At 72.3% G+C, this 25,871-nt stretch carries 28 protein-coding genes, 1 tRNA gene and 1 riboswitch; of the genes, 16 read left to right on the forward strand and 13 right to left on the reverse strand.

Features of this window, described 5'->3' with window-relative positions; translation table 11 throughout:
- Positions 1 to 6: 6 nt before the first annotated feature.
- The gene (gene hpnH, locus ACFY7H_RS00585; protein ID WP_388931001.1) at positions 7 to 1,038 is read left to right on the forward strand and encodes an adenosyl-hopene transferase HpnH; all 1,032 of its coding nucleotides are present in this window, start codon (positions 7 to 9) and stop codon (positions 1,036 to 1,038) included.
- Positions 1,035 to 2,438 (forward strand): aspartate aminotransferase family protein, encoded by a 1,404-nt coding sequence (locus tag ACFY7H_RS00590; RefSeq protein ID WP_388931004.1) that lies wholly within the window; start codon positions 1,035 to 1,037, stop codon positions 2,436 to 2,438. The genes hpnH and ACFY7H_RS00590 overlap by 4 nt, the downstream gene beginning before the upstream one ends.
- A 116-nt stretch (positions 2,439 to 2,554) precedes the next feature.
- Here ACFY7H_RS00590 and ACFY7H_RS00595 read toward each other — a convergent pair whose 3' ends face one another.
- Positions 2,555 to 3,373, reverse strand: coding sequence for a tyrosine-protein phosphatase (locus ACFY7H_RS00595; RefSeq protein ID WP_388931006.1), 819 nt, complete (start codon positions 3,371 to 3,373; stop codon positions 2,555 to 2,557).
- 278 nt (positions 3,374 to 3,651) lie between these two features.
- A riboswitch (cyclic di-AMP (ydaO/yuaA leader) is annotated at positions 3,652 to 3,854 on the forward strand.
- A 4-nt stretch (positions 3,855 to 3,858) separates the two neighbouring features.
- Here ACFY7H_RS00595 and ACFY7H_RS00600 point away from each other — a divergent pair.
- The 3 genes from ACFY7H_RS00600 (at position 3,859) to ACFY7H_RS00610 (ending at position 7,185) form a co-directional block, all read left to right on the forward strand.
- On the forward strand, positions 3,859 to 4,863 hold the full coding sequence (locus tag ACFY7H_RS00600; protein ID WP_388931009.1) for a peptidoglycan DD-metalloendopeptidase family protein: 1,005 nt from the start codon (positions 3,859 to 3,861) through the stop codon (positions 4,861 to 4,863).
- Positions 4,864 to 5,026: 163 nt separating this feature from the next.
- Positions 5,027 to 5,812: an SGNH/GDSL hydrolase family protein gene (locus ACFY7H_RS00605; RefSeq protein WP_388931011.1), complete on the forward strand. Its 786-nt coding sequence runs from the start codon at positions 5,027 to 5,029 to the stop codon at positions 5,810 to 5,812.
- A gap of 137 nt (positions 5,813 to 5,949) precedes the next feature.
- Entirely contained in the window at positions 5,950 to 7,185 is a 1,236-nt protein-coding gene (locus tag ACFY7H_RS00610; protein WP_388931013.1) for an MBL fold metallo-hydrolase, read from the forward strand.
- A 15-nt stretch (positions 7,186 to 7,200) separates the two neighbouring features.
- On the opposite strand, the gene ACFY7H_RS00615 is transcribed toward ACFY7H_RS00610, so the two are convergent.
- The 4 genes from ACFY7H_RS00615 to ACFY7H_RS00630 all read right to left on the reverse strand — a co-directional run bounded on the left by ACFY7H_RS00615 (position 7,201) and on the right by ACFY7H_RS00630 (position 9,959).
- On the reverse strand, positions 7,201 to 7,503 hold the full coding sequence (locus ACFY7H_RS00615) for a winged helix-turn-helix domain-containing protein (RefSeq protein WP_388931016.1): 303 nt from the start codon (positions 7,501 to 7,503) through the stop codon (positions 7,201 to 7,203).
- Positions 7,503 to 7,955 carry a hypothetical protein gene (locus ACFY7H_RS00620; protein WP_388931018.1) on the reverse strand — a complete coding sequence of 151 codons (453 nt, stop codon included), beginning with the start codon at positions 7,953 to 7,955 and terminating at the stop codon, positions 7,503 to 7,505. The genes ACFY7H_RS00615 and ACFY7H_RS00620 overlap by 1 nt, the downstream gene beginning before the upstream one ends.
- A gap of 92 nt (positions 7,956 to 8,047) precedes the next feature.
- A complete protein-coding gene (locus ACFY7H_RS00625; RefSeq protein ID WP_388931021.1) occupies positions 8,048 to 8,908 on the reverse strand; it encodes an alpha/beta fold hydrolase in 861 nt (286 codons plus the stop codon).
- Between the two features lie 136 nt (positions 8,909 to 9,044).
- Complete coding sequence (locus tag ACFY7H_RS00630; protein ID WP_388931023.1) at positions 9,045 to 9,959, reverse strand: oxygenase MpaB family protein; 915 nt, start codon at positions 9,957 to 9,959, stop codon at positions 9,045 to 9,047.
- Between the two features lie 55 nt (positions 9,960 to 10,014).
- On the opposite strand from ACFY7H_RS00630, the gene ACFY7H_RS00635 reads away from it, so the two are divergent.
- Positions 10,015 to 10,638, forward strand: coding sequence for a flavodoxin family protein (locus ACFY7H_RS00635; RefSeq protein WP_388931025.1), 624 nt, complete (start codon positions 10,015 to 10,017; stop codon positions 10,636 to 10,638).
- Positions 10,639 to 10,700: 62 nt separating this feature from the next.
- Here ACFY7H_RS00635 and ACFY7H_RS00640 read toward each other — a convergent pair whose 3' ends face one another.
- Positions 10,701 to 11,834 (reverse strand): amidinotransferase, encoded by a 1,134-nt coding sequence (locus tag ACFY7H_RS00640; RefSeq protein WP_388931028.1) that lies wholly within the window; start codon positions 11,832 to 11,834, stop codon positions 10,701 to 10,703.
- 116 nt (positions 11,835 to 11,950) lie between these two features.
- On the opposite strand from ACFY7H_RS00640, the gene ACFY7H_RS00645 reads away from it, so the two are divergent.
- The 6 genes from ACFY7H_RS00645 (at position 11,951) to ACFY7H_RS00670 (ending at position 17,120) form a co-directional block, all read left to right on the forward strand.
- Positions 11,951 to 12,325 carry a hypothetical protein gene (locus ACFY7H_RS00645; RefSeq protein WP_388931030.1) on the forward strand — a complete coding sequence of 125 codons (375 nt, stop codon included), beginning with the start codon at positions 11,951 to 11,953 and terminating at the stop codon, positions 12,323 to 12,325.
- A 567-nt stretch (positions 12,326 to 12,892) separates the two neighbouring features.
- Entirely contained in the window at positions 12,893 to 15,091 is a 2,199-nt protein-coding gene (locus ACFY7H_RS00650; protein ID WP_388931033.1) for an ATP-binding protein, read from the forward strand.
- A 23-nt stretch (positions 15,092 to 15,114) separates the two neighbouring features.
- Positions 15,115 to 15,546 (forward strand): roadblock/LC7 domain-containing protein, encoded by a 432-nt coding sequence (locus ACFY7H_RS00655; RefSeq protein ID WP_388932219.1) that lies wholly within the window; start codon positions 15,115 to 15,117, stop codon positions 15,544 to 15,546.
- Positions 15,547 to 15,638: 92 nt separating this feature from the next.
- On the forward strand, positions 15,639 to 15,980 hold the full coding sequence (locus ACFY7H_RS00660; RefSeq protein ID WP_388931036.1) for a DUF742 domain-containing protein: 342 nt from the start codon (positions 15,639 to 15,641) through the stop codon (positions 15,978 to 15,980).
- The gene (locus ACFY7H_RS00665; protein WP_388931039.1) at positions 15,958 to 16,578 is read left to right on the forward strand and encodes an ATP/GTP-binding protein; all 621 of its coding nucleotides are present in this window, start codon (positions 15,958 to 15,960) and stop codon (positions 16,576 to 16,578) included. The genes ACFY7H_RS00660 and ACFY7H_RS00665 overlap by 23 nt, the downstream gene beginning before the upstream one ends.
- On the forward strand, positions 16,575 to 17,120 hold the full coding sequence (locus ACFY7H_RS00670; RefSeq protein ID WP_388931042.1) for a GAF domain-containing protein: 546 nt from the start codon (positions 16,575 to 16,577) through the stop codon (positions 17,118 to 17,120). The genes ACFY7H_RS00665 and ACFY7H_RS00670 overlap by 4 nt, the downstream gene beginning before the upstream one ends.
- Positions 17,121 to 17,144: 24 nt before the next feature.
- On the opposite strand, the gene ACFY7H_RS00675 is transcribed toward ACFY7H_RS00670, so the two are convergent.
- Together ACFY7H_RS00675 and ACFY7H_RS00680 are read right to left on the reverse strand one after the other, a co-directional pair.
- Positions 17,145 to 18,041, reverse strand: coding sequence for a transketolase family protein (locus ACFY7H_RS00675; protein WP_388931045.1), 897 nt, complete (start codon positions 18,039 to 18,041; stop codon positions 17,145 to 17,147).
- 12 nt (positions 18,042 to 18,053) lie between these two features.
- Positions 18,054 to 18,755, reverse strand: a complete 702-nt coding sequence (locus tag ACFY7H_RS00680; RefSeq protein WP_388931047.1) for a transketolase — start codon at positions 18,753 to 18,755, stop codon at positions 18,054 to 18,056.
- A 157-nt stretch (positions 18,756 to 18,912) separates the two neighbouring features.
- On the opposite strand from ACFY7H_RS00680, the gene ACFY7H_RS00685 reads away from it, so the two are divergent.
- A tRNA-Pro gene (locus ACFY7H_RS00685) sits at positions 18,913 to 18,986 on the forward strand.
- 349 nt (positions 18,987 to 19,335) lie between these two features.
- On the opposite strand, the gene ACFY7H_RS00690 is transcribed toward ACFY7H_RS00685, so the two are convergent.
- The 3 genes from ACFY7H_RS00690 to ACFY7H_RS00700 all read right to left on the reverse strand — a co-directional run bounded on the left by ACFY7H_RS00690 (position 19,336) and on the right by ACFY7H_RS00700 (position 21,893).
- On the reverse strand, positions 19,336 to 19,632 hold the full coding sequence (locus ACFY7H_RS00690) for a hypothetical protein (protein WP_388931050.1): 297 nt from the start codon (positions 19,630 to 19,632) through the stop codon (positions 19,336 to 19,338).
- A gap of 275 nt (positions 19,633 to 19,907) precedes the next feature.
- Positions 19,908 to 20,534 carry a hypothetical protein gene (locus ACFY7H_RS00695; RefSeq protein ID WP_388931053.1) on the reverse strand — a complete coding sequence of 209 codons (627 nt, stop codon included), beginning with the start codon at positions 20,532 to 20,534 and terminating at the stop codon, positions 19,908 to 19,910.
- A gap of 105 nt (positions 20,535 to 20,639) precedes the next feature.
- Complete coding sequence (locus tag ACFY7H_RS00700; RefSeq protein WP_388931056.1) at positions 20,640 to 21,893, reverse strand: cation:proton antiporter; 1,254 nt, start codon at positions 21,891 to 21,893, stop codon at positions 20,640 to 20,642.
- A 204-nt stretch (positions 21,894 to 22,097) separates the two neighbouring features.
- Here ACFY7H_RS00700 and ACFY7H_RS00705 point away from each other — a divergent pair, with 204 nt between their 5' ends.
- From ACFY7H_RS00705 to ACFY7H_RS00715, 3 genes are all read left to right on the forward strand, one after another.
- Complete coding sequence (locus ACFY7H_RS00705) at positions 22,098 to 22,418, forward strand: hypothetical protein (protein WP_388931058.1); 321 nt, start codon at positions 22,098 to 22,100, stop codon at positions 22,416 to 22,418.
- A 3-nt stretch (positions 22,419 to 22,421) separates the two neighbouring features.
- Positions 22,422 to 22,631: a hypothetical protein gene (locus ACFY7H_RS00710; protein ID WP_388931061.1), complete on the forward strand. Its 210-nt coding sequence runs from the start codon at positions 22,422 to 22,424 to the stop codon at positions 22,629 to 22,631.
- Positions 22,632 to 22,866: 235 nt separating this feature from the next.
- Complete coding sequence (locus ACFY7H_RS00715) at positions 22,867 to 23,931, forward strand: PucR family transcriptional regulator (RefSeq protein ID WP_388931063.1); 1,065 nt, start codon at positions 22,867 to 22,869, stop codon at positions 23,929 to 23,931.
- A 152-nt stretch (positions 23,932 to 24,083) separates the two neighbouring features.
- On the opposite strand, the gene ACFY7H_RS00720 is transcribed toward ACFY7H_RS00715, so the two are convergent.
- A complete protein-coding gene (locus ACFY7H_RS00720) occupies positions 24,084 to 24,347 on the reverse strand; it encodes a hypothetical protein (protein ID WP_388931065.1) in 264 nt (87 codons plus the stop codon).
- Positions 24,348 to 24,363: 16 nt separating this feature from the next.
- Positions 24,364 to 25,671: a Na+/H+ antiporter NhaA gene (nhaA, locus tag ACFY7H_RS00725; protein ID WP_388931067.1), complete on the reverse strand. Its 1,308-nt coding sequence runs from the start codon at positions 25,669 to 25,671 to the stop codon at positions 24,364 to 24,366.
- Positions 25,672 to 25,871 lie beyond the last annotated feature (200 nt).

Consider the following 25,871-nt stretch of genomic DNA (forward strand, 5'->3'; position numbering starts at 1 on the left):
ATCCAGATGGCCATGCCTTTGCGACAGTCCATCAGGGTCGGGACCTATCTTCTCGAACAGAAGCTCCGCAAGCGCGAGAAGTTCCCACTGATCGTCGAGCTGGAGCCGCTCTACGCCTGCAACCTCGCCTGTGAGGGCTGCGGGAAGATCCAGCACCCGGCCGGGGTGCTCAAGCAGCGCATGCCCGTCGCCCAGGCGGTCGGGGCCGTCCTGGAATCCGGCGCGCCCATGGTCTCCATCGCGGGCGGCGAGCCCCTGATGCACCCGCAGATCCACGAGATCGTGCGCCAGCTGGTGGCACGGCGGAAATACGTGTTCCTCTGCACCAATGCCGTCCTGCTCCGGAAGAAGATCGAGAAGTTCACCCCCTCGCCCTACTTCGCCTTCGCCGTCCACATCGACGGCCTGCGCGAACGCCACGACGAATCCGTAGCCAAGGAAGGCGTCTTCGACGAGGCGGTCGCAGCCATCAAGGAGGCGAAGCGCCGCGGATTCCGCGTGACGACCAACTCCACCTTCTTCAACACCGACACCCCGCAGACGATCATCGAGGTCCTGAACTTCCTCAATGACGACCTCCAGGTCGACGAGATGATGATCTCGCCCGCCTACGCCTACGAAAAGGCACCCGACCAGGAGCACTTCCTGGGCGTCGAACAGACCCGGGAACTCTTCAGGAAGGCCTTCGCCGGCGGCAACCGGCGCCGCTGGCGGCTCAACCACTCCCCGCTCTTCCTCGACTTCCTGGAGGGCAAGGCCGATTTCCCCTGCACCGCCTGGGCCATTCCCAATTACTCCCTCTTCGGCTGGCAGCGCCCCTGCTACCTGATGAGCGACGGCTACGTGCCCACGTACCGGGAGCTGATCGAGGACACCGACTGGAGCAAGTACGGCCGCGGCAAGGACCCCCGTTGCGCGAACTGCATGGCGCACTGCGGCTACGAGCCCACCGCCGTCCTCGCCACCATGGGATCCCTGAAGGAGTCCCTGCGCGCCGCCCGCGAGACGGTGGGCGGCAACAGGGAACCGTCGGCATGACCCCCGGACAGGACGGGCGCCGGGGCTTCGACCTCGCCGCGCTGCTGGCCGAGCGCGGCGGGGAGCGCTACGAGCTGCACGCCCGCCACCTCAACCACCAGCTGCCCCGGATGCTGCACACCATCGGCTTCGACAAGGTCTACGAGCGGGCCGAGGGAGCCCACTTCTGGGACGCCGAGGGCAACGACTACCTCGACATGCTGGCCGGGTTCGGGGTGATGGGCCTCGGCCGTCACCACCCGGTGGTGCGCCAGGCCCTGCACGACGTCCTGGACGCCCAGCTCGCCGACCTGACCCGCTTCGACTGCCAGCCGCTGCCCGGACTGCTGGCCGAGAAGCTGCTCTCGTACAGCCCGCACCTCGACCGGGTCTTCTTCGGCAACAGCGGCACGGAGGCGGTGGAGACCGCCCTGAAGTTCGCCCGGTACGCCACCGGACGGCCCAGGATCCTCTACTGCGACCACGCCTTCCACGGGCTGACCACGGGCTCGCTGTCCGTCAACGGCGAAGGAGGCTTCCGCGAGGGATTCGCCCCGCTGCTCCCCGACACCAAGATCGCGCTCGGGGACCTGGCGGCGCTCGAACGGGAACTCGCGCGCGGGGACGTGGCCGCCTTCGTGGTGGAACCGGTCCAGGGCAAGGGGGTGCACGCGGCCCCGCCCGGGTTCCTGCTCGCCGCGCAGGAGCTGCTGCACCGGCACAAGGCGCTCCTCATCGCCGACGAGGTGCAGACCGGCCTCGGACGGACCGGGGACTTCTACGCGTACCAGCACGAGCCCGGGGTGGAACCGGACCTGGTGTGCGTGGCCAAGGCCCTCTCCGGTGGCTACGTGCCCGTCGGCGCGACCCTGGGCAAGGACTGGATCTTCCAGAAGGTGTACTCGTCCATGGACCGGGTGCTGGTGCACTCGGCCAGCTTCGGCTCCAACGCCCAGGCGATGGCGGCCGGGCTGGCGGTGCTGTCGGTCGTGGAGGACGAGGAGCTGGTGGCCAACGCCCGGGCCATGGGCGACCTGCTGCGCGGACGCCTCGCGGCGCTCGTGGACCGGTACGAGCTGCTGCACGAGGTGCGCGGGCGCGGGCTGATGATCGGCATCGAGTTCGGCAGGCCCTCCTCCCTGGGCCTGCGCAGCCGCTGGGCGGTGCTCCAGGCGGCCCGCAAGGGGCTGTTCGCCCAGATGGTCGTGGTGCCTCTGCTGCGCAGGCACCGGATCCTCACCCAGGTCTCCGGGGACCACCTGGAGGTCATCAAGCTCATCCCGCCGCTCGTCGTGGACGAGGCGGACGTGGAGCGGTTCGTCGGCGCCTTCCAGGAGGTCATGGACGAGGCGCACGGTGGGGGCGGGCTCATGTGGGACTTCGGCAGGACCCTAATGAAGCAGGCGGTCGGCAACCGCTGAGGCGCCGGCCGGAGGGGGTCCGCCCGCGCCCCCTCCGGCCGCCGTCCGTACCCCTTCCGACCGCCGTGCGCACTCCTCCCGGCCGGCCCCTCCGGCCGCCGTCCGGTCCCCGCGGCTCAGTCCAGGAGCCTGTCCCGCAGCCGCTCCAGGGTCTCGGGGGCCAGCGCCAGCCCCTCGGCGAGGTAGCGGTCGACGCCGCCCCACCGTTCGTCGATGGCCGTGAAGGCCTCCAGCAGGTACTCCCCGCGGGCGTCGAAGAGGGGCGCCAGCAGTTCCATCACCTCGGGGGAGCGGGCCTCGGGCGCGTCGCTGCCCCGGCGCACCCGGTAGCGGTTGTGCGGGGCGCTGGACTCCAGGTAGTCCGCCACGATCGCCTCGCGCTCCACGCCCAGGGCGAGCAGCGTCACCGCGACCGACAGCCCCGCCCGGTCCTTGCCGGCGGCGCAGTGCATGAGCGCCGGCACGCTGTCCTGCGCGAGCGCGTGCACGACGCGGCTCTGTTCGGCGGTGCGGGTCTCGATGATCGTGCGGTACGAGGCCCTCATGCGGGCGGCCGCCCTGCCCTCCCCCAGGAGGCCGCGGAGCTGGTCGAGCTCGCCGTCGCGGACCATCCTCCAGAACTCGCGGCCGTCGGCGGGGTCCGTGAGCGGAATGTTCACATTGCGCACGCCCGGCAGTTCGACGTCCGGGCCCTCCAGGGCGTGGTCGGCTTCGTTGCGGAAGTCGAAGACGGTGTGCAGTCCCAGCGATCCGAGGAACTCTGCGTCGGTTTCGGTGGCATGCGCGAGATGTCCGCTTCGAAACAGTCGTCCCGGCCTGACCCTCCGTCCGTCGATGGTCGGCAACCCGCCCACATCACGGAAGTTGCGCACTCCGGTCAGCTCCGCACCGGGCTGGTGTCCGGCCGGAAGGGGCTGGGGTATCTGCTGGGTCACGTGTACTCCTCCGCGTGGTCCTGTGGTGTCCGAATTGATCCGGTTGGGAGCAACTTGCCGTATGTGGAGGCGAGATCGGGCAGGGTCCCGTGAGCCAGATCATACGGTGACCGTGTGTGCCTGATCGCGAAAACCGAATTCCCTTGTGGAGGGGGTTGTTGATGGTGCGGAATGGACGCAGGGTGACCGGAATTCCATTGAACCTTCATATCTGTGATTGCGTCAGGAAATTCGTGGCTTGTTGCCCGGCGCCCCGCTCGATTACCTTCGCGATCGATCCGGGTGGACCGCCTAATCCTGCCGCCGCCCGGGAACCGCACCCGACCATCGCGCGCGGCAGGAGCGGGGGAACCAGGTAGGCCGCTGTTCCGGAGCGATTCCGGCGCAGCTAGGGGTGAAGCCGAACCCGTGCTCCGCACGTACGGCCGGACATCTCCAGTCCGAACCCGACAGCTCACCTCGCAGGCGCCGGAGAGGAATCCGCCATGCCCGCAAAGGGTAAGCACCGCCGTCCCAAGTCCCGTTCGATATCCCGTGGTCTCGCCGTCGCCGGAACCGGCGGAGCGGCCCTCGCGCTCCCGCTGATGGGGGCCGTCGGCGCCCACGCCGCCCCGGGCGCCGCCCCGGCCGAGGCCGCGCCCGCGCAGAGTGCGCAGGCCCCCGAGGCCCTCCCGTCGCAGGCACCCGCCGCCGCACCCGCCGTCTACACGGTCGTGCCGGGCGACTACCTCTCCAAGATCGCCGCCGAGCGCCGGCTGGACGGCGGCTGGGAGCGCCTGTACGCCGACAACCGCGAGGCCGTCGGCGCCGACCCGTCCCTCATCCACCCGGGCCTGAAGCTGACCCTCGGCGGCGGCCAGGGTGCGGCCCCCGCCCCGAAGGCCCCTGCGGCGCCGGCCGAGGGATCCTCGAGCGGCGCTCCGGTCGCCCCCAAGGGCAAGGCCGGCGGGACCTCGTCCCCGAAGGGCACCGCGCAGGGCACGGCCAAGGGCTCCGGCGCGGCGGGCCGCCCCTCCGGCGGCACGGCCGCCCAGGGCTCCGGCGCCGCCGCCAAGAGCGAGAAGGCCCCCGCGCCCGCCACCGCCTCCGGGTTCACCGCCCCCGTCACCGGCGGCGTCTCCACCCAGTACCGGGCGAGCGGAGCCATGTGGTCCTCCGGTTACCACACCGGCGTCGACTTCATCGCGCGCACCGGCACCACCGTGAAGGCCGTCGGCGCGGGCACCGTCGTTTCCGCAGGCTGGGGCGGCGCGTACGGCAACGAGGTCGTCATCAAGCACGCCGACGGCAAGTACTCCCAGTACGCCCACCTCTCCTCGCTGTCCGTCTCGGCGGGCCAGAGCGTCACCGGCGGCCAGACCATCGGCCTCTCCGGCGCGACCGGCAACGTGACCGGCCCGCACCTCCACTTCGAGATCCGAACGGGCCCGTCCTACGGCTCGGACGTCAGCCCGCTCGCCTACCTCCGCTCCAAGGGCGTGAGCATCTGACGGCACCCGCCGTCGGCACGGTGACGCGCGTGGGGCCGGGACCCGAGGGGGGTCCCGGCCCCACGTGTACTTATTCCTTATCCCCTGCGTGGTATAGATCACGGCCCGTCAACCCCTTATTACGTTGGCGTAGGTTGGTTGCCAAGGTGAAGGATGTCTTTCCGTGGCAGCGACGAAGACGACACTGAAGACCATCGGCTCGTACGCGGCGATCGGGGACAGCTTCACCGAGGGCGTGGGGGACCCGGGACCCGGGGATTCTTACCTCGGCTGGGCGGACCGGCTCGCCGTGCTCCTGGCCGATCAGCGCGACGAGCACGACTTCCGCTACGCGAACCTGGCCGTGCGGGGCAAGCTCCTCGACCAGATCGTGGCCGACCAGGTCCCCAGGGCCAAGGAACTCGCACCGGACCTCGTCAGTTTCTGCGCGGGCGGCAACGACATCATCCGCCCCGGCAGCGACCCGGACGACGTCGCGGAACGGTTCGAGGCGGCCGTGGCCGACCTCACGAATTCCGTCGGCCTGGTGATGGTGACGACCGGCTTCGACACCCGGGGCGTGCCGGTGCTCAAGCACCTGCGCGGCAAGGTCGCGACGTACAGCGCGCACGTCCGCGCCATCGCCGACCGGTACGGCTGCCCCGTGCTCGACCTCTGGTCCCTGAAGTCCGTACAGGACCGGCGGGCCTGGGACGGCGACCGGCTCCACCTCTCGCCCGAGGGGCACACCCGCGTCGCGCTGCGCGCCGCGCAGGTCCTCGGCTACGAGGTGCCGACCGACCCGGACCAGCCCTGGCCGCCGGTCCCGCCGCGCGGTTCGGTGGACGTGACCCGGGACAACATCCAGTGGGCGCGCGAGCACCTCGTACCGTGGATCGGCCGCCGGCTGCGCGGGGAGTCCTCCGGCGACCACGTCGAGGCCAAGCGCCCGGACCTGCTGCCGCTGTAGCGCGGGCGTGGGGGAGGAGCGGGTGACGGTCGCGACACCGGTCCGGGCGCGGCGCGGCGGAATCCTCCGGGGCCGGTGGACGTTGGGATGGTCGTAGTCGTACGACCGTCCCTGCCTGCACCTTCCCAGGAGGCGCCTTGACCGGCTCCCTTCCCCCGCGTCCCCGGCTGCGCGCCCTGCGGCCCGAAACCTTCGGCGCGGACCCCTCCGGCGCACGGCTGGAGCGGATCCTGCGCTCGCCGAACTTCGCCGACGGCGTCTTCCAGAATCCGGTCGGGGCGCGGATCAGGCCCTCCGGGTCGATGGTGGAGTTCGCGAAGACCTACTTCGACAAGGCGCAGCGGGTCCGGCGCAGCCCCGGCGCGCCGATCCCCGTGCACCCGACCACCCTCGCCGACCTGGCCAAGCCGCCGGCGAGCGGGCTGCGCCTGACCTGGATGGGCCACTCCAGTGTGCTCGCGGAGATCGACGGCCGCCGCGTGCTCTTCGACCCGGTGTGGGGCGAGCGGTGCTCCCCCTTCCCCTTCGCCGGTCCCAAGCGGCTCCACCCGGTCCCCGTGCCCCTGGCCTCGCTGGGCGCCGTCGACGTCGTCGTGATCTCCCACGACCACTACGACCACCTCGACCTCCCCACCATCAAGGCCCTGGCCGGCACGGACACGGTCTTCGCGGTCCCCCTCGGCGTCGGCGCGCACCTCGAGCGCTGGGGCGTCTCCGCGGACCGGATGCGCGAGCTGGACTGGAACGAGGCCACCGAGGTCGCCGGGCTCACGCTCACCGCCACCCCCGCCCGGCACTTCTGCGGACGCGGCCTGCGCAACCAGCAGTTCACCCTGTGGGCCTCCTGGGTCGTGAGCGGCGGGGAGCACCGGATCTTCCACAGCGGCGACACCGGCTACTTCCCCGGCTTCAAGGAGATCGGCGCCGAGCACGGGCCGTTCGACGCCACGATGATCCAGATCGGCGCCTACTCCGAGCACTGGCCCGAGGACCACACGGACTACGTACCGCTGCCCGGCGGGTGGCCGGACATTCACATGACCCCCCAGGAAGGCGTCCAGGCCCACCTCGACCTGCAAGGCTCCAAGCCGCACGGTGTGCTGCTGCCGATCCACTGGGGCACCTTCAACCTGGCCTTCCACGCCTGGGCCGAGCCGGGTGAATGGACGGTCGACGCCGCCGAGGAGGCGGGCCAGCCGGTGGCGGTCCCCCGTCCCGGCGAGCCCTTCGAGCCCGCCGGCAGGCTGCCGGCGGAGCCGTGGTGGCGTCCGGTCTCCCACCCGATCGCCCGGCCCTGGCGTCGCCCCGAGCCGGTGGAGACCGCAGGCGACGGGTCCCGCGCGCAGGAACTGGACCTCGCCGAAGAGCGGTGACGGCTCCGGGCGCGGCTATGCCCGGGGGTCGCGGGCGGCCGCCACGATCCTCTCCAGGGCAGAGGCGTGCCGCTGGAACGCCTGCCGCCCGTGCGGGGTGAGGCGGAGGTGGGTGTTCCGGCCCGTGCGGCTGCGCGTCTTGCGCACCTCGACGTAGCCGGCGTCGGTGAGGGCGGTGATCTGCTTGGACAGGGCCGAGTCGCTGGTGCCCACGGTGTCCCGGACGAAGCCGAACTCGACCCAGTCGGCCGGGGCCAGCAGTGCGACGACCGAGAGCCGTGCCGGTACGTGCAGGAACTCGTCGAAGTCGGGGTCCATCAGCCCCGGCCGTTCCCGCGGATCATGGCCTCCAGGGCCGGGCGGAGCGCGTACGAGGCGCCCACGGCCGTCAGCGCGGTGACGGCGGCGGCGAACGTGTGCCGTGCCGGCAGGCCGGTGAAGTACGCGGCGATGGCCACCGCCCAGAAGAACACGAGGAGCAGGACGCCGAAGACCGCGTAGGTCAGGGCCTCCGGGCCTGAGGACCCGCGGCGGACGGGGGCCCGGCGCTGGTGCGCGAACAGCCCGCCCAGGGTCAGGGCGTTGCCCGCCAGGACCGCGGCGGTGTTCCAGGGGCTCGGCAGGTCGAAGGACGAGCACACGGCGAACAGGCCCAGCGCCGAGGCGATCAGGTAGGGGCGGGAGTAGGCGTGACGGAGGTAGGCGTCGAACGTCTGCTGTCGGCGGTGGTGAATGGCGTCCAGAGCGGCCTGGGCGTCGTGGGCAGTCATGGGCGGCATCCCTGATCGTGTGCTGCTGTGTTCTTTCCTCTCAGGAAAATAGCAGCTGCTTTCCTGAGAGGAAAGAAGCTTCTTCGTCGCCCCTATGCCCGCGCGTCGGCCTGGGCGGCGTGGGTGAGGATCGCTTCGGCCAGTCGCGGGAGCCGGACTCGGGGGAGGGCGTGGCCCATGCCGGGCATCTCGACGAGCCGGGAGCCGGCGATCGACCGGGCGAGGTGGCGGGCGTGCGCCGGCGGGAACACGGGTTCGGCGTCGGCGGAGGTGATCAGCGTGGGCACCTCGTTGCGCGCCAGCTGCTCGGTGCGGTCCATGCCGGAGTGGTCGGCGCGCCCGTGGGTCATGGGGGCGTCGTACCGGCCCGCGTGCTCGATGATCCGGCGTTCCAGAGCGCGGAACTCCTCGGGGTCGAAGGGCGTACCGGTGCCGTTGAGCGCCCGCCAGTGTTCGACCCTGTGGTCGAGTTCCGCTTCGAGCCCGCGGTCCTCCCGGGGGGTCGCCCATATGTCCAGGATCTCCGCGTCGATGCCCGGCAGCTCCTCGTCGGGGGAGCGGCTGCTCAGCGCGCAGGTTCCGATCAAGGTGGCGCTGATGACCCGCTCGGGGTGGTCGGCCATGAGCAGCTGGGTCAGCATGCCGCCCATGGACATGCCGACCACGTGGGCGCGGTCCACTCCGTAGGCGTCGAGAACGACGACGATGTCCTCGGCCAGGTCGAGGACGCTGTAGGGGTGCGCGTCGAAGGACCAGCTGGAGCGGCCGGTGTCGCGGTGGTCGTAGCGGATGACGCGGTACCGCCGTGCGAGCGCCGCGACCAGCTCGTCGGGCCACCCCAGGCCCGAGGCGCCGGCCCCCATGACCAGCAGCAGGGCAGGGTTCCGGGGGTCGCCGTGCTCCTGTGTCCAGAGCTGCACCTCGGCGCTGACGGGGATCGTTCGCTGCTTCACGGCCACTCCTTGGAGACGAGACGTTGCGTCTTGATTCCTGCGTGATCAGTGTGCCGGATCACGGTGTACTGGTCAATACGAGACGTTACGTCTTGTCTTGGTCGGCTGCTGCCGGGCGCGGCCCGGGCGTGAGCCCTCAGCGGACCTCGTCCGGACCCGACGGACCCGACGGGTCCGACGGCGGGGGCGGGTACAGCACCCAGCGCAGCGCCCACGTGACGGCATGACCGCCGGCCCGGGCCACCGGGGCGGGTACCCGCGCGACCACGGGCACCGGAGCGGACGCGACGGCCGACCTCGCCCACGGCGGCAGCAGCTCCACGGCCGCCGCCGCCAGCAGCGCGTACGGCAGCCGGGCGGCCCCCGGCAGCGGCGGATCGGTCAGCAGGAACCGGGCGGTGTCCCGCGAAGCCGGCGTCGGCCGCAGCGAGGGCCGGTACCCGGCCATCCGCAGCGCCAGCTCCCGCTCGTCCTCCGGCGGCCGCTCCGCGCCCAGGGCCCGGGCCACCCGCGCGATGTCGGCCAGGTACCCGTCGCGGCCCGAGGGGTCCAAGGGGTGCCGGCCGTACCGCTGGTGGGCCCGCAGGAAGCAGTACGCCTCCGCGACGTGCACCCAGGTCAGCAGCTCCGGGTCGTCCGCCCGGTACGGCACCCCGTCGGCCGTCCGGCCCCGGATCCGCGCGTGCACCTCCCGGACGCGCTCCACGGCCGCCGCCGCGTCGGCGCCCGTACCGAAGGTGGTGACCGCCAGGAAGGTGCTGGTGCGCTGCAGCCGCCCCCACGGGTCGCCCCGGTACCCCGAGTGCGCCGCCACGGCCGCCATCGCGAGCGGGTGCAGAGACTGGAGCAGCAGGGCCGCCAGACCGCCGATGAACATCGACGCGTCCCCGTGCACCTGCCGCACCGGCCGCCCCGGCTCGAACCACCGGGGCCCCGGGGTGCCGTGGATCCGCTCGCGGTTGCGGGCGCCGTCGGGCCCGGCGACGCGCAGGAACACCGCCTCGCCCGCTTGCCGCCTCAGCTTCCGGACGGCGGCCGTCGCCCGGGTCATGGGGCCAGTATGCGCCCGGCCGGGTCGGTCGCGGCGTTCTGGGTAAGCGCGCGGCATGGAAGCCAAAGAGACCACCCCGCTGCGCGCCGTCGCGCTCGTGTGCACGCTGACGCCGTCCCCCGCCCCTTCGAGCTCGCACCTGCTGGCGGAACAGACCATGGCCGCCCTCGCGGACCACGGCGTCACGGGCAAGACCATCCGCGTCGTCGACCACGACGTCCGCCCCGGGGTGCGGACCGACATGGGGGACGGTGACGCGTGGCCCGAGATCCGCGAGACGATCCTCGGCACCGACATCCTGATCCTCTCCACGCCGATCTGGCTCGGCCACCCCGCCAGCGTCGCCCAGCGCGTCTTGGAACGCCTCGACGCCGAACTGGGGGAGAGCGACGAGGAGGGCCGCCCCCTCACCTACGGCAAGGTCGCCGGCGTCTGCGTCGTCGGCAACGAGGACGGCGCGCACAAGGTCAGCGCCGACCTCTTCCAGGGGCTGAACGACGTCGGCTTCACCCTCCCGGCGAACGCCGTCACGTACTGGGTCGGCGAGGCCATGCAGGGGACCGACTACCAGGACCTCGGCGAAACCCCGAAGAAGACCGCGGCGACCACCGCCACCCTGGCCGCCAACGCCGCCCACCTCGCGCGGCGCCTCAAGTACGCCACGTACCCCGCCTCCTGAGCCTCCTGACCGGCGAGGCCCGGGGCCGGGGCGGCGGCGCGGCCCCGGCCCCTGCCCCGGCCTCAGGGGAAGTACGACTCCAGCGTGCCGCGGCGGCGGACATCGAGCGTCGCGCAGTGGAACGAGCCCCCGAACGGCGCGTAGTGCCGCAGGTCGCACGGGATCGGCTCGTAGCCCCACGCCTCCAGCGCCCTGAGCATGCCGGTCTGCCGGCGCTCCACGACCACCCTCTTCTCGTCGATCATCAGGACGTTCATGCTGAGCCACTTGCCGCACATCGACGTGATCCTGAGCAGGGCCCCGTCGACCGGCTCCGGTTCCGGCGCCACCAGGACCTCCCACGAACGCAGCACCTCGGGCAGGCGGTCCACGTCGACGTACTCGGGATTGACCAGCACCCGGCCGGGCGAGAGCGGCATGAACGTGGTGTCGATGTGCATGGGCGTCCGGCAGCGGCTCTCGATCTCGTGGATCCGGTAGCCCGGTCCGAGATGGCGGCGCAGCCATTCGATCCCCATGCGGTTGGTGACGTTGCTGCGCGTCACGAACAGGTCGCGCCCCGCCCGTACGAAGTCGGCGGCGTCGAAGACCGGCTCGAACTCCGTGAGGATGTAGCGCATGGGCGCACCGTCCTCGGGGACGCGGTAGTCCGCGTCGTAGAGGGCCTCGGTGAGCTGCGGCCTCGGGGCCGCCGTCCACCGGGCGCCGCGCCGGAAGTAGTCCTTGAGGACCGTGCGGTAGGCGTGGGACTCGAAGTACCGGCACGGCCAGGCCATGGGGGTCTCGATGATCTCGTCCCCGACGACGAGCAGGCTGTCCCGGGGGCAGCTGTGGCAGAAGCCGCGCGAGGACCAGTCGGGGGTGGCGAACCGCCGTGAGTGGTCCACCGGGTCCGGGCGGGTGACCGTGACCCCCAGCGACTGGAGGAGGGCGACGAATTCCTCGAGCTCCCGCCGGGCCGACTCGACCAGCACGCGCGGGTACCTGTGGCCGGCCGCCAGTCCCTGCAGGCGCGCCGCCCACGGAGGGATGTTGCAGGCCACGACCGGATGCCGGGAGGGGAAGGTGGCGCCGTCGAGCCGCCCGACGACGATCTCCTCCAGGGGATCCCACTCGTTGTGGGAGCCGACCGGGGAGACCAGGGGCCCCTCGACCGCCGTGGACCCGGCGGAGGGTTCCGGAAAGGCTGCCGCCATGCTCACCGCCTTCGCTCGACGAGCTGCTCGGTGACCCACGATAGCGAGCCCGTCACCGTCACGCGCGGCCGCGCGCGACCTGGGCGGGGGCGGGGCGCGGGACTACGCTCCCCGGAATGGAACGCGCAGAGGTACTCAAGCGGGTGATCGGCATCCTCACCGACGCCCAGGACTTCCGCCTGGCCGCCGAGGCGGGAGACCTCGCGGAGCACGACGACGGGCCGCCGGACACGGCCGGAGTGGCCACCCTGCTCCTCAACGAGATGCTGCCCTCCATCCGGGTGCCGGCCGACGCCTCCCCCCAGGAGGTGGCGGCGCTGGTGGCCCGGGCGCTGGGCCCGGCCCTGCACACGATGGTCTCAGGGTTCAGCCTCGCCTTCACCAGCCTGGCGATGGCGCACGACAGCGGCCGGACGGACATCTCCTCGATGCAGGTCCTCCAGGAACTCGCGCTGGAGATCGAGGCCGGTACGTACGACGAAGGCCCGTAGGCGGCGCGGCGGCCGTCGCTCCGGGCCGTGGCCGTCACGCCGATCGGTGGCCGTCACCCGGACCGGTGGCCGTCACCCTGATCCGCGGCCGCCCTCGTCGCCGTGCGGCTCGTCCCCGCCGTGCCCGCCGCGCATCCTCCGCTCCTGCCGCCTCCTCAGGTCCTCGGGTGTCGTTCCCGCCACCGGCTTACTGGCCTCCGGGTGCACCGGGTCGGGACCGGGATGGTCCTGCGCCTGCTCCTCCCGGCCCTCCCGGCCCTCCCGGCCCTTCCTCGGCCCCTTACCCCGTTCCGCCGTGCCCTCCATGGCTGCTCCCTCCTGGTTCGTCCCGTGGCCCTGCCCCTGCCCGCACCTCCCCGCGCCCATGCGGCGCGGCGCGGCCCGATGTCCGCGCGACCGGCGCATTCGGGCTGTCGTACGAGCGCTCCGTCGGGAGCGGGAAGCATCCCGGTGAAGTTCCCCAACTGGGCGACTTCCGCGGGACCGTGCGGTCTAGCGTGGGTATCCGGTGATCAACACCGGCCCCGCGACACGCTGGGGGCCGGGCCCCACGTACCGAGGACGCCGATGTCCGGACTCCGCGCCGCCCGCCACTCCCCGTCGAGACACGCCGTGACGGGGCCGGGCCGCCAGATACGCCCCCAGATGGTCCGCGCCGCCGTGCTGCCCACGCTCGCCGCCGGGCTCAGCGGGGCGGCCGCGGTCATGTTCACCCTCCACCTCGGCGGGGGCTCCGGTGCACGGGACGACCGGCTGTGGCCGGTGCTGGCGGGCTGCGCGCTGCTCGCCGCCGGCGCGCTCGCCGCCGCCCTCCTCGGGGCCCAGCGTGCCGCCAAGGCCGTCCGCGACCGCTGCGAGGCGCTGCGCCGCTCCAGCGTGCGGGGGCGCGAGGAGCTGCGGACCGCCGGCGAGCGGCTCCAGCGCGGCGAGGCGGTGGCCCGCCCCGCGCGCGGGGACCGGGCCGGCGCCCCGCCGGAGGGCGACCAGGCCGGAGTGGACGAGTTCTGGCTGCTCGCGCAGGAGTTGAGGGTCGCCAGGGAGCAGGCGCAGGCGACCCTCGTACGGCTGGCCCTGCCGGCGCCTCCGACCGACAGCGACCGCAAGGTGGAGGTGTTCGTCAACCTCGCCCGCCGGCTCCAGTCGCTCGTGCACCGTGAGATCTCGCTGCTCGACGGGCTGGAGGACACCGTCGAGGACCCCGACCTGCTGAAGGAGCTCTTCCACGTCGACCACCTCGCCACCCGGATCCGCCGGCACGCCGAGAACCTCGCCGTGCTCGGCGGGGCCGCCTCCCGGCGCCAGTGGACCCGGCCCATCGACCTGAGCGAGGTGCTGCGCTCCTCGGTCGCCGAGGTCGAGCAGTACACACGGGTCAAGGTGGTGCCCCCGGCGGGCGGTACCGTCCGGGGCCACGCCGTCGCCGACGTGGTGCACCTGCTGGCCGAACTGGTGGAGAACGCCACCGTGTTCTCCGCCCCCGACACGGACGTGGTGGTGCGGGCGGAGCGGGTCACCGCCGGGATCGCGGTCGAGGTGGAGGACCGCGGACTGGGCATGCCGGCGGAGGAGCAGCACCGGATGAACACGCTGCTGCGCGACCCCGACCAGGTGAGCGTCCGGCACCTGCTGGCCGACGGCCGGATCGGCCTGTTCGTGGTGTCGGCGCTGGCCCGGCGGCACGGGATCGCCGTCGAGCTGAAGTCCAACATCTACGGCGGGGTCCTCGCCGTGCTGGTGCTGCCCCAGGGCCTGCTGGGTGCGGAGCCCGCGAACGAGGCCGACGCGGCGGGCGGTTCGCGCGCCACCTCGTGGGGCACCGTCTGCTGGCCGGCCCCGGTTTCGGTCCCCGCCCCGGAGTCCGCCGTCCGCCGGGAGACCCCGGCACCGGCGGTAGGGTCCCCGCTGCCGGCTCCGGAGGCCCGGGCCGTGGAGCCGGCCCGGAACCCGGCGGGACCGCCCGCCCGCCCGGCCGGGACGCCGGCCGCCGACACGGACCCGGCCCGCGCCGCGTACCCGTCCGCCGCGCCGGCCCGTTCCACGGACCCGGCCTGCCCGGCGTACCCGGCCGCCACGCCGCCTCGGGCGTCGCGGTACGCGGACCCGCCCTCGGCTCAGGCCCCCGACGGTGGCCGGGCCCCGGCCCGGGGCCATGCGGGGGACCCGGCCCAGGACCCTGCCCGGGCGTCGTACGCGGGCCCCGCCCCGGCCCCCGCCCCCGACCCGGAGGCGGGCCCGGCCGAGGCGCGGGGGGCGCGCGGCGTCCGGAGCCCGGGCCACGCCCCCTGGGATGCCACCCGCGCCCTGGAGCCGGCCCGGCTCCTGGACGCGGACCCCGCCCGGGGCCCGGGCCCGGCTCCGGACATGGCCTGGCCGCTGGACACCGGCACGGATCCGGAAGCGGCCTGGGCAGCAGCCCCAGCTGCTCCGGCAGCCCCCGCAGCCCCGGAGCCGGCACCGCCCACGGGGCTCGAACCGGTCAAGCGCCCCGGCCCGGGAGGGGACCCGGCGGTCACACGGCCGACGGAACCGCAGCCGGGGCCGGCCCCCGCCCCCCTGCCGCGCCGCATCCCGCAGCAGACCTCCGCCCCCGAGGAGGCCCGGCCGTCCCTGCCCCGGCGCAACGCCCAGCAGCACCTCGCACCCCAGCTGCGCGACACCCCCGCCCCCCGGCGGGCCGACGCGACCGAACAACCCCTGCACGACCCCGGCCTGATGGCGGCCTTCCAGCGGGGCTTCGGCCTCGCCCAGTCGGACGAACAGGCATGAACCCCAGCAAGGAGCACACCCCCATGGCCGGCGAACTGGCGACCAAGACAGTCAGCCTCTCCGATCTCGACTGGCTGCTCAGCGGTCTCGTCCAACGGGTGCCGTACACCCGTAGCGCGGTCCTGCTCACCGCCGACGGACTCGTCACCTGCGTCCACGGCATGGACTCCGACAGCGCCGACCACATGGCCGCCCTCGCCTGTGGCCTGTACTCCCTGGGACGCAGCGCCGGAGCCCGTTTCGGGGACGGCGCCGAGGTCCGGCAGGTGGTCGTGGAGCTCGACACAGCGCTCGTCTTCGTCTCGGCGGCCGGCTCCGGCACCTGCCTGGCCGTGCTCGCGGACCGGGAGGCCGACGCCGGCGTACTGGGCTACGAGATGGCGATGCTGGTCAAGAGCGTACGGCCGTACCTCGCGGCCCCGCCGCGCCGGCCCGTCGCCGACACGGAGCGATGAGGGCCTGGGCGAGGGGGGTCAGCGGATTCCCGGCGGGCGGTTTCCCCACGGCCCGGGACACGCCATGGCTGGACGATTCCGCCGGCCGCGTCATGCGCCCGTACACGGCGAGCGGGGGCCGCACCCGCCCCTCCGTCACCCTCGACCTGCTGTCCCTGATGACCGCGACCGGCGTCCGCCCGGGGGTGCCGCTCGGCACCGAGCACACCCTCGCCCTGCGCATGTGCGCGGGCGCGGCGGCGGTGACGGTCGCCGAGGTGGCCGGCCAGCTGCGGCTCCCGGCCGTGGTGGTGAAGGTGCTGCTGTCCGACCTGATGGAGTACGGGGCCGTCATGGCACAGGCACCCCGGTTCCCCCACGGCGGCGCCTCGTTCGCCGCCGACGACCTGTCGCTGCTGAGGGCGGTGCTCGATGGCCTGCGCCGACGGCTGTGAGACGGCGGCCCCGGCTCTGCCCCCGACCTTGAAGATCCTGGTCGCGGGCGGGTTCGGGGCCGGGAAGACCACCTTCGTGGGCGCGGTGAGCGAGATCGAGCCGCTGTGCACGGAGGAACTGCTGAGCGGGCTGGGCGAGGGCTCCGACCCGCTCGACGGGCCGGCCGCGAAGACGGCCACGACGGTCGCGCTGGACTTCGGGCGCATCACCCTGGACGACCGGCACGTCCTGTACCTCTTCGGCATGCCCGGGCAGGAACGCTTCTGGTTCCTGTGGGAGGAGCTGTGCGCGGGGGCGCTCGGCGCGGTGGTCCTCGCCGACACCCGCCGCCTCGCCGACTGCTTCCCCGCCGTGGACTTCTTCGAACGGCGGGGGATCGGCTTCGTCGTCGCCGTCAACGAGTTCGACGGCAGCCACCGCTACACGTCCGAGGAGGTCCGCCAGGCCGTGGGGCTGGGCCCGGACGTGCCCGTCGTACGCTGCGACGCCCGTCTGACCCGCTCCGGTACGGGGGCACTCGCCGCCCTCGTCCACCACCTGCTGTCCACGGCCCGACAGGGCCGCCCACCACATTCGAATCCGGGGGAACCACCATGACCTACTACGAATCGACCGGCCACCTGCTGCTCACCCCGGTGGACCGGGAGGCACCCGCACGGGCGGTGCGGCTGCGCGAGATGGACCTGGGCGAGCGGGCAGACGAGGAACTCGACGCCTTCGCGCGCCGGGTCGCCCGGACGCTGGAGGCCCCCTACGCCGGGGTCAACTTCGTCGGCGAGGAACGGCAGTTCTTCGCGGGCCTGCACCACGGCCCGGACGCCGCGGCGAGCGGCTACCCCGCCCGGGTGCTGCCCCGGGACCACGGCTACTGCCCGCACGTGGTGGTGCGGGGCAGGGCCCTGGTGCTGGAGGACGTACGCGACTTCGCGCGCTTCGCGGGCAACGCCGTCGTCGACGAGAGCGGGGTGCGCTCGTACCTCGGAGCGCCCCTCACCGACCGGCGCGGCTTCGTCCTCGGCACGGTGTGCGCCGTGGACGTGGTGCCGAGGCGGTGGGGGACGCAGGGCCTCACGACGGTCAAGGCGCTCGCCGCCGAGCTGGCGGAGCTGCTGCGCGGCCGGGAGGACCGCCGCGCGTGAGGGTGCCCCGCAAGCCCGCCGCCCTCAACGCAGGAAGGCGGTGATCCGCTGCCGCAGCGAGCCGGCGTCCAGGCCGTGGGCGGCGGTGTGCTCGTCGAGGGTCCCGTAGCGGCGCAGCTCCGCCCGCCCGACGCCCAGGGCGAGCACGCGGTGCGGGACCTCGGCCAGGGCCCGCCCCGCGGCCGCCGCCGAGGTGCCGGCGAGGTAGGGCTCGACCAGCACCACGTCGGCCGCGGCCCGCCCGGTGGCGGCGCGCAGGGCGGCGCCGTCGAAGGGGCGCACGGTGGCCGCGTACAGGACCGTGACGTCGAGGCCCTCGGTCGCCGCGAGGACGTTGTCGAGGAGCGGGCCGACGGCGACCACCACGCCCGCGCGGCCCTCCCGTACGGTCTGGAAGCTCAGGTCGCCGAGGGGGCGCGGCGCGGCGTTCGACTGCTGGGAGAGCCGGACGTACACCCGGTCGTCCCCGGCGGCGTACGCGTGCCGCAGCAGCGCCTCGGCCTCGTCCGGGTGGCCGGGCACGTGGACGGTCCAGCCGTCGAGGGTGTCCAGCAGCGCCACGTCGCCGGGTGCCATGTGGGTGAATCCGCCGGCCGGCCAGTCGTAGCTGGCACCGGCACTGACCAGGACCCCGCCCGTGCCCTGGTGCCCGAAGTCCAGCTTGACCTGCTCGAACGGCCGCTCGACGAGGAAGCTGGCGAAGGTGTGCAGCACGGGACGCATCCCCGTGAGGGCCAGCCCGCCGCCCACGCCGACGAGCAGCTGTTCGCGGATCCCGACGTTGATCACCCGGTCCGGGTGCCGTTCCAGAGCCGGCCGGAACCCGTCCATGGAGATCTCGGCGAGCACCAGTGCCAGCCGGGGATCCTCGTCGAGCAGCCGCGACGTGACCGAGATGAACCGCTCCCGCATGGTGTCCATGCCGTTTCCCCCTCAGAACTTCTTCTCGACGCGGGCGACGACCGCGTGCGGCCGGCCCGGATGCGGTGTGGTGAAGGCGGCGTGCAGCGCCGCGTGGTCCCGCCCGTCCACGGTGACGGCGCTCCAGCCGGCCGCCTCGAAGCGGGAGGCGATCCCGCCGGGCCAGCCGTGGGTGGCGGAGTCGTTGTCGATCACCACGGTGTGCAGTGCCTCCAGCCCGGCCGAGCCGGCGTGGGCGATGGCCTCGTGGTTGCTGCCCTCGTCGAGCTCGGCGTCCCCGATCAGCACCCACACGGCGGCCTCGTCCAGCCCCTGGGCCCGCAGCCCGAGGGCGCTGCCGACGGCGAGCGGCAGCCCGTGCCCGAGGGAGCCGCTGCCGATCTCCACGCCGGGGATCAGGGTGCGGTCGGGGTGGTGGCCGAGCGGGGAGCCGTACGTGCCGAAGCCGGGCAGCCAGTCGACGGGGAAGAACCCCTTGGCGGCGAGCACGGCGTAGTAGGCCATCGGCCCGTGCCCCTTGGACAGCAGGAACCGGTCCCGCCCGGCATCCTGGGCGCTGCCGGGCCCGACGCGCAGCACCCGGTCGTACAGCACCCACAGCACGTCTAGCGTGGAGGTGGCGGCGGGCCCGTGCTTCTCGGCCCCGGTCATGAGCGCGATCAGCCGGTCCAGATCGTCATAGCGGAGCCTGGTGTCCGCGGATACCCGTGTCATGCGGCAACGATGTGACCTGAAGCAAACTTGAGGTCAAGCCCGGGCTCGCCCCGCACGCCATCCTGCCCGGCACCGGAAGGGCGCGCGCGACCACCCCCCGAAGTGCGGTATTGTTCTCGTGCCGGTCGGGCCGGGGGAAACCCCAGGTCAGCGGCATCGGGACGTGGCGCAGCTTGGTAGCGCACTTGACTGGGGGTCAAGGGGTCGCAGGTTCAAATCCTGTCGTCCCGACTCGAAAGAGTCGCAGGTCAGGGGCCGTTTTGGAGCAATCCAAAGCGGCCCCTTGATCGTTTTTGGGGACCAGTTGAGGACCGCGGCGGTCAGTGCGGGGCAGATTGTGGTGACGGCCGTGACGCGCAGCGAACGAGGTGCACGGAGCACCATGAGGTGCTCAGAGCCGTGTATCGGTCAGCCATTGGCTGGGTTGCCTGCTCGGTAACGCGCGGATGGGGCTCAAGCTCGTGGCCGAGCGGCTGGAACGGCTGCTTTCGGAGTCAACCGCTCCGCGATCAGCACTGGTGATCTGGCCGCTGTGGGCCGCCCGGTGCGCCTCATCGAGCGCAGCAGCCACCTCCTCGGTCTAAACGGCTTTGTCCGCACGGAGATTACCGGCGCGGGCGGTGATGCTGTGCAGGTGGAGACCGCAGGTCTCGATGAGCTGGAGCGGCTGATCGCGCTGGCTGGCGACGCGGCTTCCGAGGGCGGGGAGGGCTGACGAGGCTGTGTACTGCGGTTTGGGGTTCAGGGCGTCGGCGGCTTGGTGGACGGCCGTACGCAGTTCGGCCTCGTTCCAGTGCCGGCTGCTGTAGAGCGAGTGCAGGGTGACGATCGGTGCCATCACGGTGAGGGCGCGGCCTACCGGGGGTTCCTCACTCACTGCTCTTTCATGCTCCCGGCACCGGAAGAGCGGTGTCCTGCCTGAACGTTACGGTTCTTGGCGCTCCCGTGTACGCCGGACCGCGGACCAGCGCCTGCGCAGCCACGCGCCGGCCTCGCCGATGCCGGTCAGCAGAGCGGCGCTCGCCGCGCACGCCGCCAAGGAGGCGGGTTGGTCGGCCATAGAACTGACCGCCCAGAGCAGGAGGGTGACCACGGACCACCACGCCAAGAGTGAGACGACCTCGGAACGTGTCTCGCGACTGTTCACAACACTTATCCACTCCGCTTGCGGTACCGGACAGCGAGGGCCGCGACCACGGGCAGGGTCGCTGCGCACCAGATGACCGGGTGCAGCCAGTAGGGCCCGTCGAGCCAGAGCAGCAGCCACAAGGTGGCGAACGCGTCAACGGCCAGGCCCGTGCAGATCCACCCCGCCACCCGCAGGCCGCGGGGGTGGCCTGGCAGACAGTCATCGGTGCGGCGGAGCCACCACCAGGCCGCTGCCAACCCGAGCCCCCCGACCGCAGCGCACATGAGCCCCACTGCGATGACGTACAAGGGTGCCCCCTGAGGGCTGTCGCCGGTCGTCTGGATCGATCCCCGGCCGGAGACAGAGGTGATGTCACCGTGCCAGGCATGCGCGGTGACCTGGTCGCCGACGCGTAGTCGCCCCAGGAGCGGCTCGTCGCTGTCGAAATCCACGTGCCTCCTGCCGTGGGCCTGGCCCTCGAGCTCGGCCCAGTAGCTGGCCCCGCGCCCGCCTTGGATATGGATCTTCACCACGGTGTACGGCAGAGACCGTACGCATTCCTCTTCGGGGAGCGCGCGGGGCGTGGTGCAGGGTGGGGCCGATGCGTGGGCGTGCTCGTCCGTGACGGTTCCGGGCAGCAGGGCGAACATGACGGATGCCGCTGCGATGCCGCCCAGGCCGCGAGGAACGCCAGCACACCTTTGGCGTGCAGGCGCCGTCGTCGGCGGGCCCGGCTGCGCTCGCGGCGACTCGTCTTACGGGCGGACACGGCTCGTCTCCTGGGCGGTCGTGACCGGCGGGTGGGAGGGCTTGGGCACGCCGGCGGCGGGGATGCCGGCGAGGTCGTCGACGTGGAAGAGGCGGGCGATGGGGACGTCGGTGCTGCTGTGGGCGATGATCGAGAAGGCGATGCAGATCGCGATGAGGGTGTACGCCTCCTGGCCCTGCGGGATGCCGGCCTGGAGTACCAGCAGGCCGTAGACGACGGACGCGAAGCCCTTGGGGCCGAACCAGGCGGCGACCAGCTTCTCCCGCCGGTCCAGCCGGGTCCCCAGCAGCGACAGCAGCAACGAGGCCGGGCGGATCAGCGCGATCGCCAGAACCACGGCCGCGTAGCCGCCCCACGACAGGCCGGCGAACAACTGCGGTGTGAGCAGGGCGCCGAAGACGAGCAGTGCGGCGAACTTCGCCAGTTCCGCCAGGGCCTCGCCGAGCGGCTCGAAGACGGTCTTGGCCTCCGGGGATACGGCGGTCAGGACGGCGCCGGCGGAAAAGGCGGCCAGGTAGGGGTTGGCGTGCGTGAGGTGGCACAGCCCGTACAGGATGATCCCCGTTGCCAACGGCAACAGCGGCTGGAGCTTCGGCTCCGCTCCCAGGAGCCGCAGCCGCACCAGTCCGGCGACCGTCAGGGGGAGCATGATTCCGAAGACGAGTCCGAGGCCGAGCTCCATGCCGATTCTGGGAATGGATGCCTGCATGTGGCTGGAGGTCGGTCCGGCGACGGCGATGAGGATGAGGACCACCGGCAGGGCCAGACCGTCGTTGATGCCGCTCTCTACGTTCAGCAGCTGGCGCAGCTTCGCTGGTACTTCCTTGCGCCCCACGATGGCCGAGGCGAACACCGGGTCCGTCGGCGCCAGCACGGCGCCGACCAGGAAGGACGTGGTCCAGTCCAGCCCGACGAGGTAGTGGGTGATCAGCGCCATGCCGGCCATGGCCAGCGGCATGCCCAGCCCCAGCGCGCGGGCGGGGTTCTTCCAGTTCGCCCGCAGCTTCGGGAACGAGACGTGCATGCCGTCGGTGAACAGCACCGCGAACAGCGCCAGGTCGGCGGTGACCGCCACGATCGGGCTGTCTGCGGTGATGTGGATCAATCCGAGGAACCCGTCGCTGACCAGCGCCCCGCCCACCAGGAACAGCAACGAGGTTGAGAGCACGGTGCGGGCCGCGAGCCCGGAGAACAGTACGGCGATCAACAGCGCCACACCGAAGACAGCGACGAGCACCATGGCAGAAGCCCCCGATTCGAGAAGAGATGGGTTCCGTATTCGCCGACCAGGCTTCCCGGCACTCCACCAGTCACTTTACGTATCCCTTACGCCGTCTTGATGGTCCTCTGACGGCAGTCCGGAAGCTCGTACATTGCCGGACTCTGGCATGAACGCGTCACATGTCGGCCGTCTATCGTGGGCATACGCATCAGAGAGGTGTCCATGAACGGAAATCCGCTGTACCACGGCATCGGCCTCGCGGTCGGCACACTGCTCGTGCTGCCCCTGGCTGTGGCAGTGCTCAACGGCTGGACACCGCGTGGACTTCGGGGGAGGCGGCTCGCGAGGAGGCCCTACGCCTGGGCCCTTCTGTGCGTGTACGGCGTCATGCCGCTGAACGCGGTCCCGCGCATGCTGGACGCACCCTCGGGAGTGGTCACCGCCTGCACTGGTCTCGGCTTCGCCTTCATCGTCGCGGCCGCAGCATGCTTCTTCCGCGCCGAGCGGGTCTCTCGCCGCTTTCGTTCGGCAGAGGAAGGCTGACTGATGCACGGGAAGAGACCCCTGTCGTGGGCACGGCGCAATCTCACCGAGTTCCGTTTCGCGGTCGCTCTGGTGGCCGTGGGCGCCCCCACCGCGCTGGCCGGCGTATTGCTCTACGTACTGCCGGGCCCGGGGTTCCCAGTGCTGGTCATCGGCCTTGCCTTCCTCGTCACAGGTCTGGCCATGCTGGCCTCACGGGCCGGCCGCCGCTGACCCCAGGACACTGCCCTCTGGGTTGGTGCCGCGCGGTCGCTCGGCACGGCGACCTGCCTCTCTCGCCCATACCGCCGCGAGAGCGCCTTGGTCGGCCTCTTGGTCTCTGGGCCGGGCCGGAGCGATTCTCGCGGGCCTGCTCGTACAGCCCGCCCGGTGACTCCGGGCCGCTCTTCCCGTGACACCCTGGTCCCCGCGTCAAGAAGGCGTCATGGGAGCGCCCGGATCAGGGGGAATGGTGGCTGGAGCGGGAGCAGCGGCGGTGGAACTGACGGAGTACGACCGGATGCTGCGGGACGCCTGTGCCACGGGACGTCTGCTCACCCGCGCCGAGCGTGACGCGCGCCGGGCCGAGGGAGAGCGGGCCGCCGTGGCAGGCGTGGGGCTCCGCGGCCTCATACGCGAGCATCTGGTCGTCGCCCGAGAGGTCTTGGCGCAGTTGCCCACCGACGGGGCCAAGCCCCTGCTGGCCGCTGTCGAACAGGCGGTGGACGCGTTCGCCGAGGGCTATGAGCGTGCCCAGCAGCAGGCAGTACGGCAGGAAGAGGCGGCGCGCCGCGAGTTCATCGACGATCTCCTCTACGGGGGGAGCGACCTGGGACGGCTCGTGGAACGGGCCGAGCGGTTCGGGCTGCGCCTGTCGCAGGCTCACGCGGTGGCCGTCGCCACCGGCCCGGAGCCCTACGGCGACGGATACCCCGTTGCTCGCGGCATCGAGGAAGCCATGCTGGCGAGGTTCGGCAACCGCAGGATCCTCCTCGCGACGAAGGACGGCCGGCTGATCTGTGTGGCTCCCGGGGACCAGCCCGACGTCCTGGCGTACTTCGCCAAGCAGGCGTACGGAGCCACCGACGGAGGGCAGGTGGCCATCGGCCGCTCCCACCAGGGAGCAGGCGGAGTGGTCCACTCGTACGAGGAAGCCCTCAACGCCCTCGACCTCGCCGCACGCCTGGAGCTCGACAGTCCGGTGCTGTACGCGGCCGACCTCCTCGTCTACCCCGTCCTCACCCGGGACCGGCAGGCCATGGCCGACCTGGTCGAGAGCGTACTCGGCCCGCTCCAGCAGGCCAGGGGCGGTGCACAGCCCCTGATCGACACCCTCCACGCCTACTTCGACAGCGGCTGCGTGGCCACCGAAGCAGCCCGCCGGCTTTCGCTCAGCGTGCGCGCCTTCACTTACCGGCTGGAACGGATCCACACGCTCACCCAAGCCGACCCGACCGACCCGCAGCACCGCTACACACTGCAGACCGCCGCGATCGGCGCCCGCCTGCTCCCTTGGCCGGGTACCCCCGGCTAAGTGGGGGAGGGGAACCCATGAACCCGGAGACGCGGCCCTGCGGCATCGCTGTCACTAGGCCGTGCTTGGCCGCATGCGGGTACGCGGGCTGCGCCCGGCTCGTGTGCATGTCCGGCCAGTCCAGCCGGGACCGCGTCGTGCTCCTCGTCCTTTCAACCGTTCGGCTCGTCCGTTCCGGTGAGGGAGGCGATGAGAAGGCCTGCGAGTGCGGCCCACGCTGCGGCGGCGGGCCCAGTGGTGGCCCAGCCGACGAGCCCGAGCAGCAGGGCGGCAAGGGCTCCGGTGGCGAGCGCGCGCCGGTCGGTCAGGAAGGCCCATTGCGCGCGACCGCCGCCGGGGACGCGGAGCTCTGCGACGGCAGTCCTGATCACCCAGGCGGCCAGGACGACCGCGATGCTGAGCAGGGTGTTCGCCATGCCGCCTCCGGGGTGATCAGTTGTCGTTCGCCCCGGCCGGCGCGGCCTGGGTCCGCTGGTAGATGTCGGGGATGCCGTCGGCGTCGTCGTCGGCGTTCTCTTCTTCGTACAGGCGCCGGTAGAGGGTGTTCCGGCGGCGCAGGAGTACGGCCGCGAGTGCGGCGGCGGTGACGGACGCGATGAGGACGGCTGCCTTGACGTGCTCGCCGGCGGCTGCGCCCGGGAAGGCGAGTTCACCGATGAGCAGGGCGACGGTGAAGCCGATCCCGGCGAGGACGGACAGCCCCAGGACGTCGGCCCAGGCGAGGTCGGGGTTGAGCTCCGCCTTGGTGAAGCGGGCGGCGAGGTAGGTTCCGGCGAAGATGCCGAGGACCTTGCCGATGACGAGTCCGATGACGACGCCGAGCGGTTCGGGGCTGGTGAAGACCTCGGCCAGGGCGGGGCCGGAGATGCTGACGCCGGCGGCGAAGAGGGCGAAGAGCGGGACCGCGACCCCTGCGGAGAAGGGGTGCATGAGGTGTGAGACCCGGGAGGCGGGGGAGACCTCTTCGCCCTTGTCGCGGGTGGTGCGCAGGATCAGGCCCATGGCGACGCCGGCGACGGTGGCATGGACGCCCCCGTTGTACATCAGCGCCCAGATCGCGATGCCGAGCGGCACGTACCACCACCAGCCGCGGACCCGCAGGCGCTGGAGGAGGTAGAAGACGGCGAGTCCGGCGACGGCTCCGCCGAGCGCCCAGAGGTTCAGGTCACTGGTGAAGAAGATGGCGATGATCAGGATGGCGCCGAGGTCGTCGACCACGGCGAGGGTGAGGAGGAAGGCGCGCAGGGCGGCCGGCAGGTGCGTGGAGATGACGGCGAGCACCGCGAGGGCGAAGGCGATGTCGGTGGCCATGGGCACGGCCCAGCCGTCCAGGCTGCCGCCGCCGGCCCAGGCGGTTGCGGCGTACAGAGCGGCGGGCACGGCCATGCCGCAGACCGCGGCGATCACGGGCAGGGCCGCGGTGGCAGGGGTGCGCAGCTCACCGACGACGAGCTCGCGCTTGAGCTCGATGCCCGCGACGAGGAAGAAGACCGCGAGGAGGCCGTCGGCGGTCCAGTGCCCGACGGAGAGGTCCAGGCCCAGCGCGGGTATGCCGAAGTGGAAGTCGCGGATGGCCTCGTACGCACCGCTCCACGGTGTGTTGGCCCAGACCAGCGCGATGACGGCGGCCGCGAGCAGGACCAGTCCACCCACGGTTTCCGTGCGGAGGGCCGAGGCGATGGCCTGGCGTTCGGGCCAGGGGACGAGGCCGAACACGATGCGCGGGCGCGGGCTGCTCATGAGGATGGCCTTCCGGGGGGTGTCAGCGGGACATGGGCACACAGGCCCTACTCGCCGACCAGACTTCCCGGCACACCCCGCGCCACTCGTGGAGAAGAAACGAGTTCATTGACGCGTTCTTTACACCCTAACGGCGATCCCCGGATCCCACCAGAGGGGTTCTCACCTGCTGAAACACGAAAACGAGCGGGTCCGTACAC

The organism is Streptomyces sp. NPDC012794 (assembly GCF_042901085.1).
GTDB lineage: Bacteria > Actinomycetota > Actinomycetes > Streptomycetales > Streptomycetaceae > Streptomyces.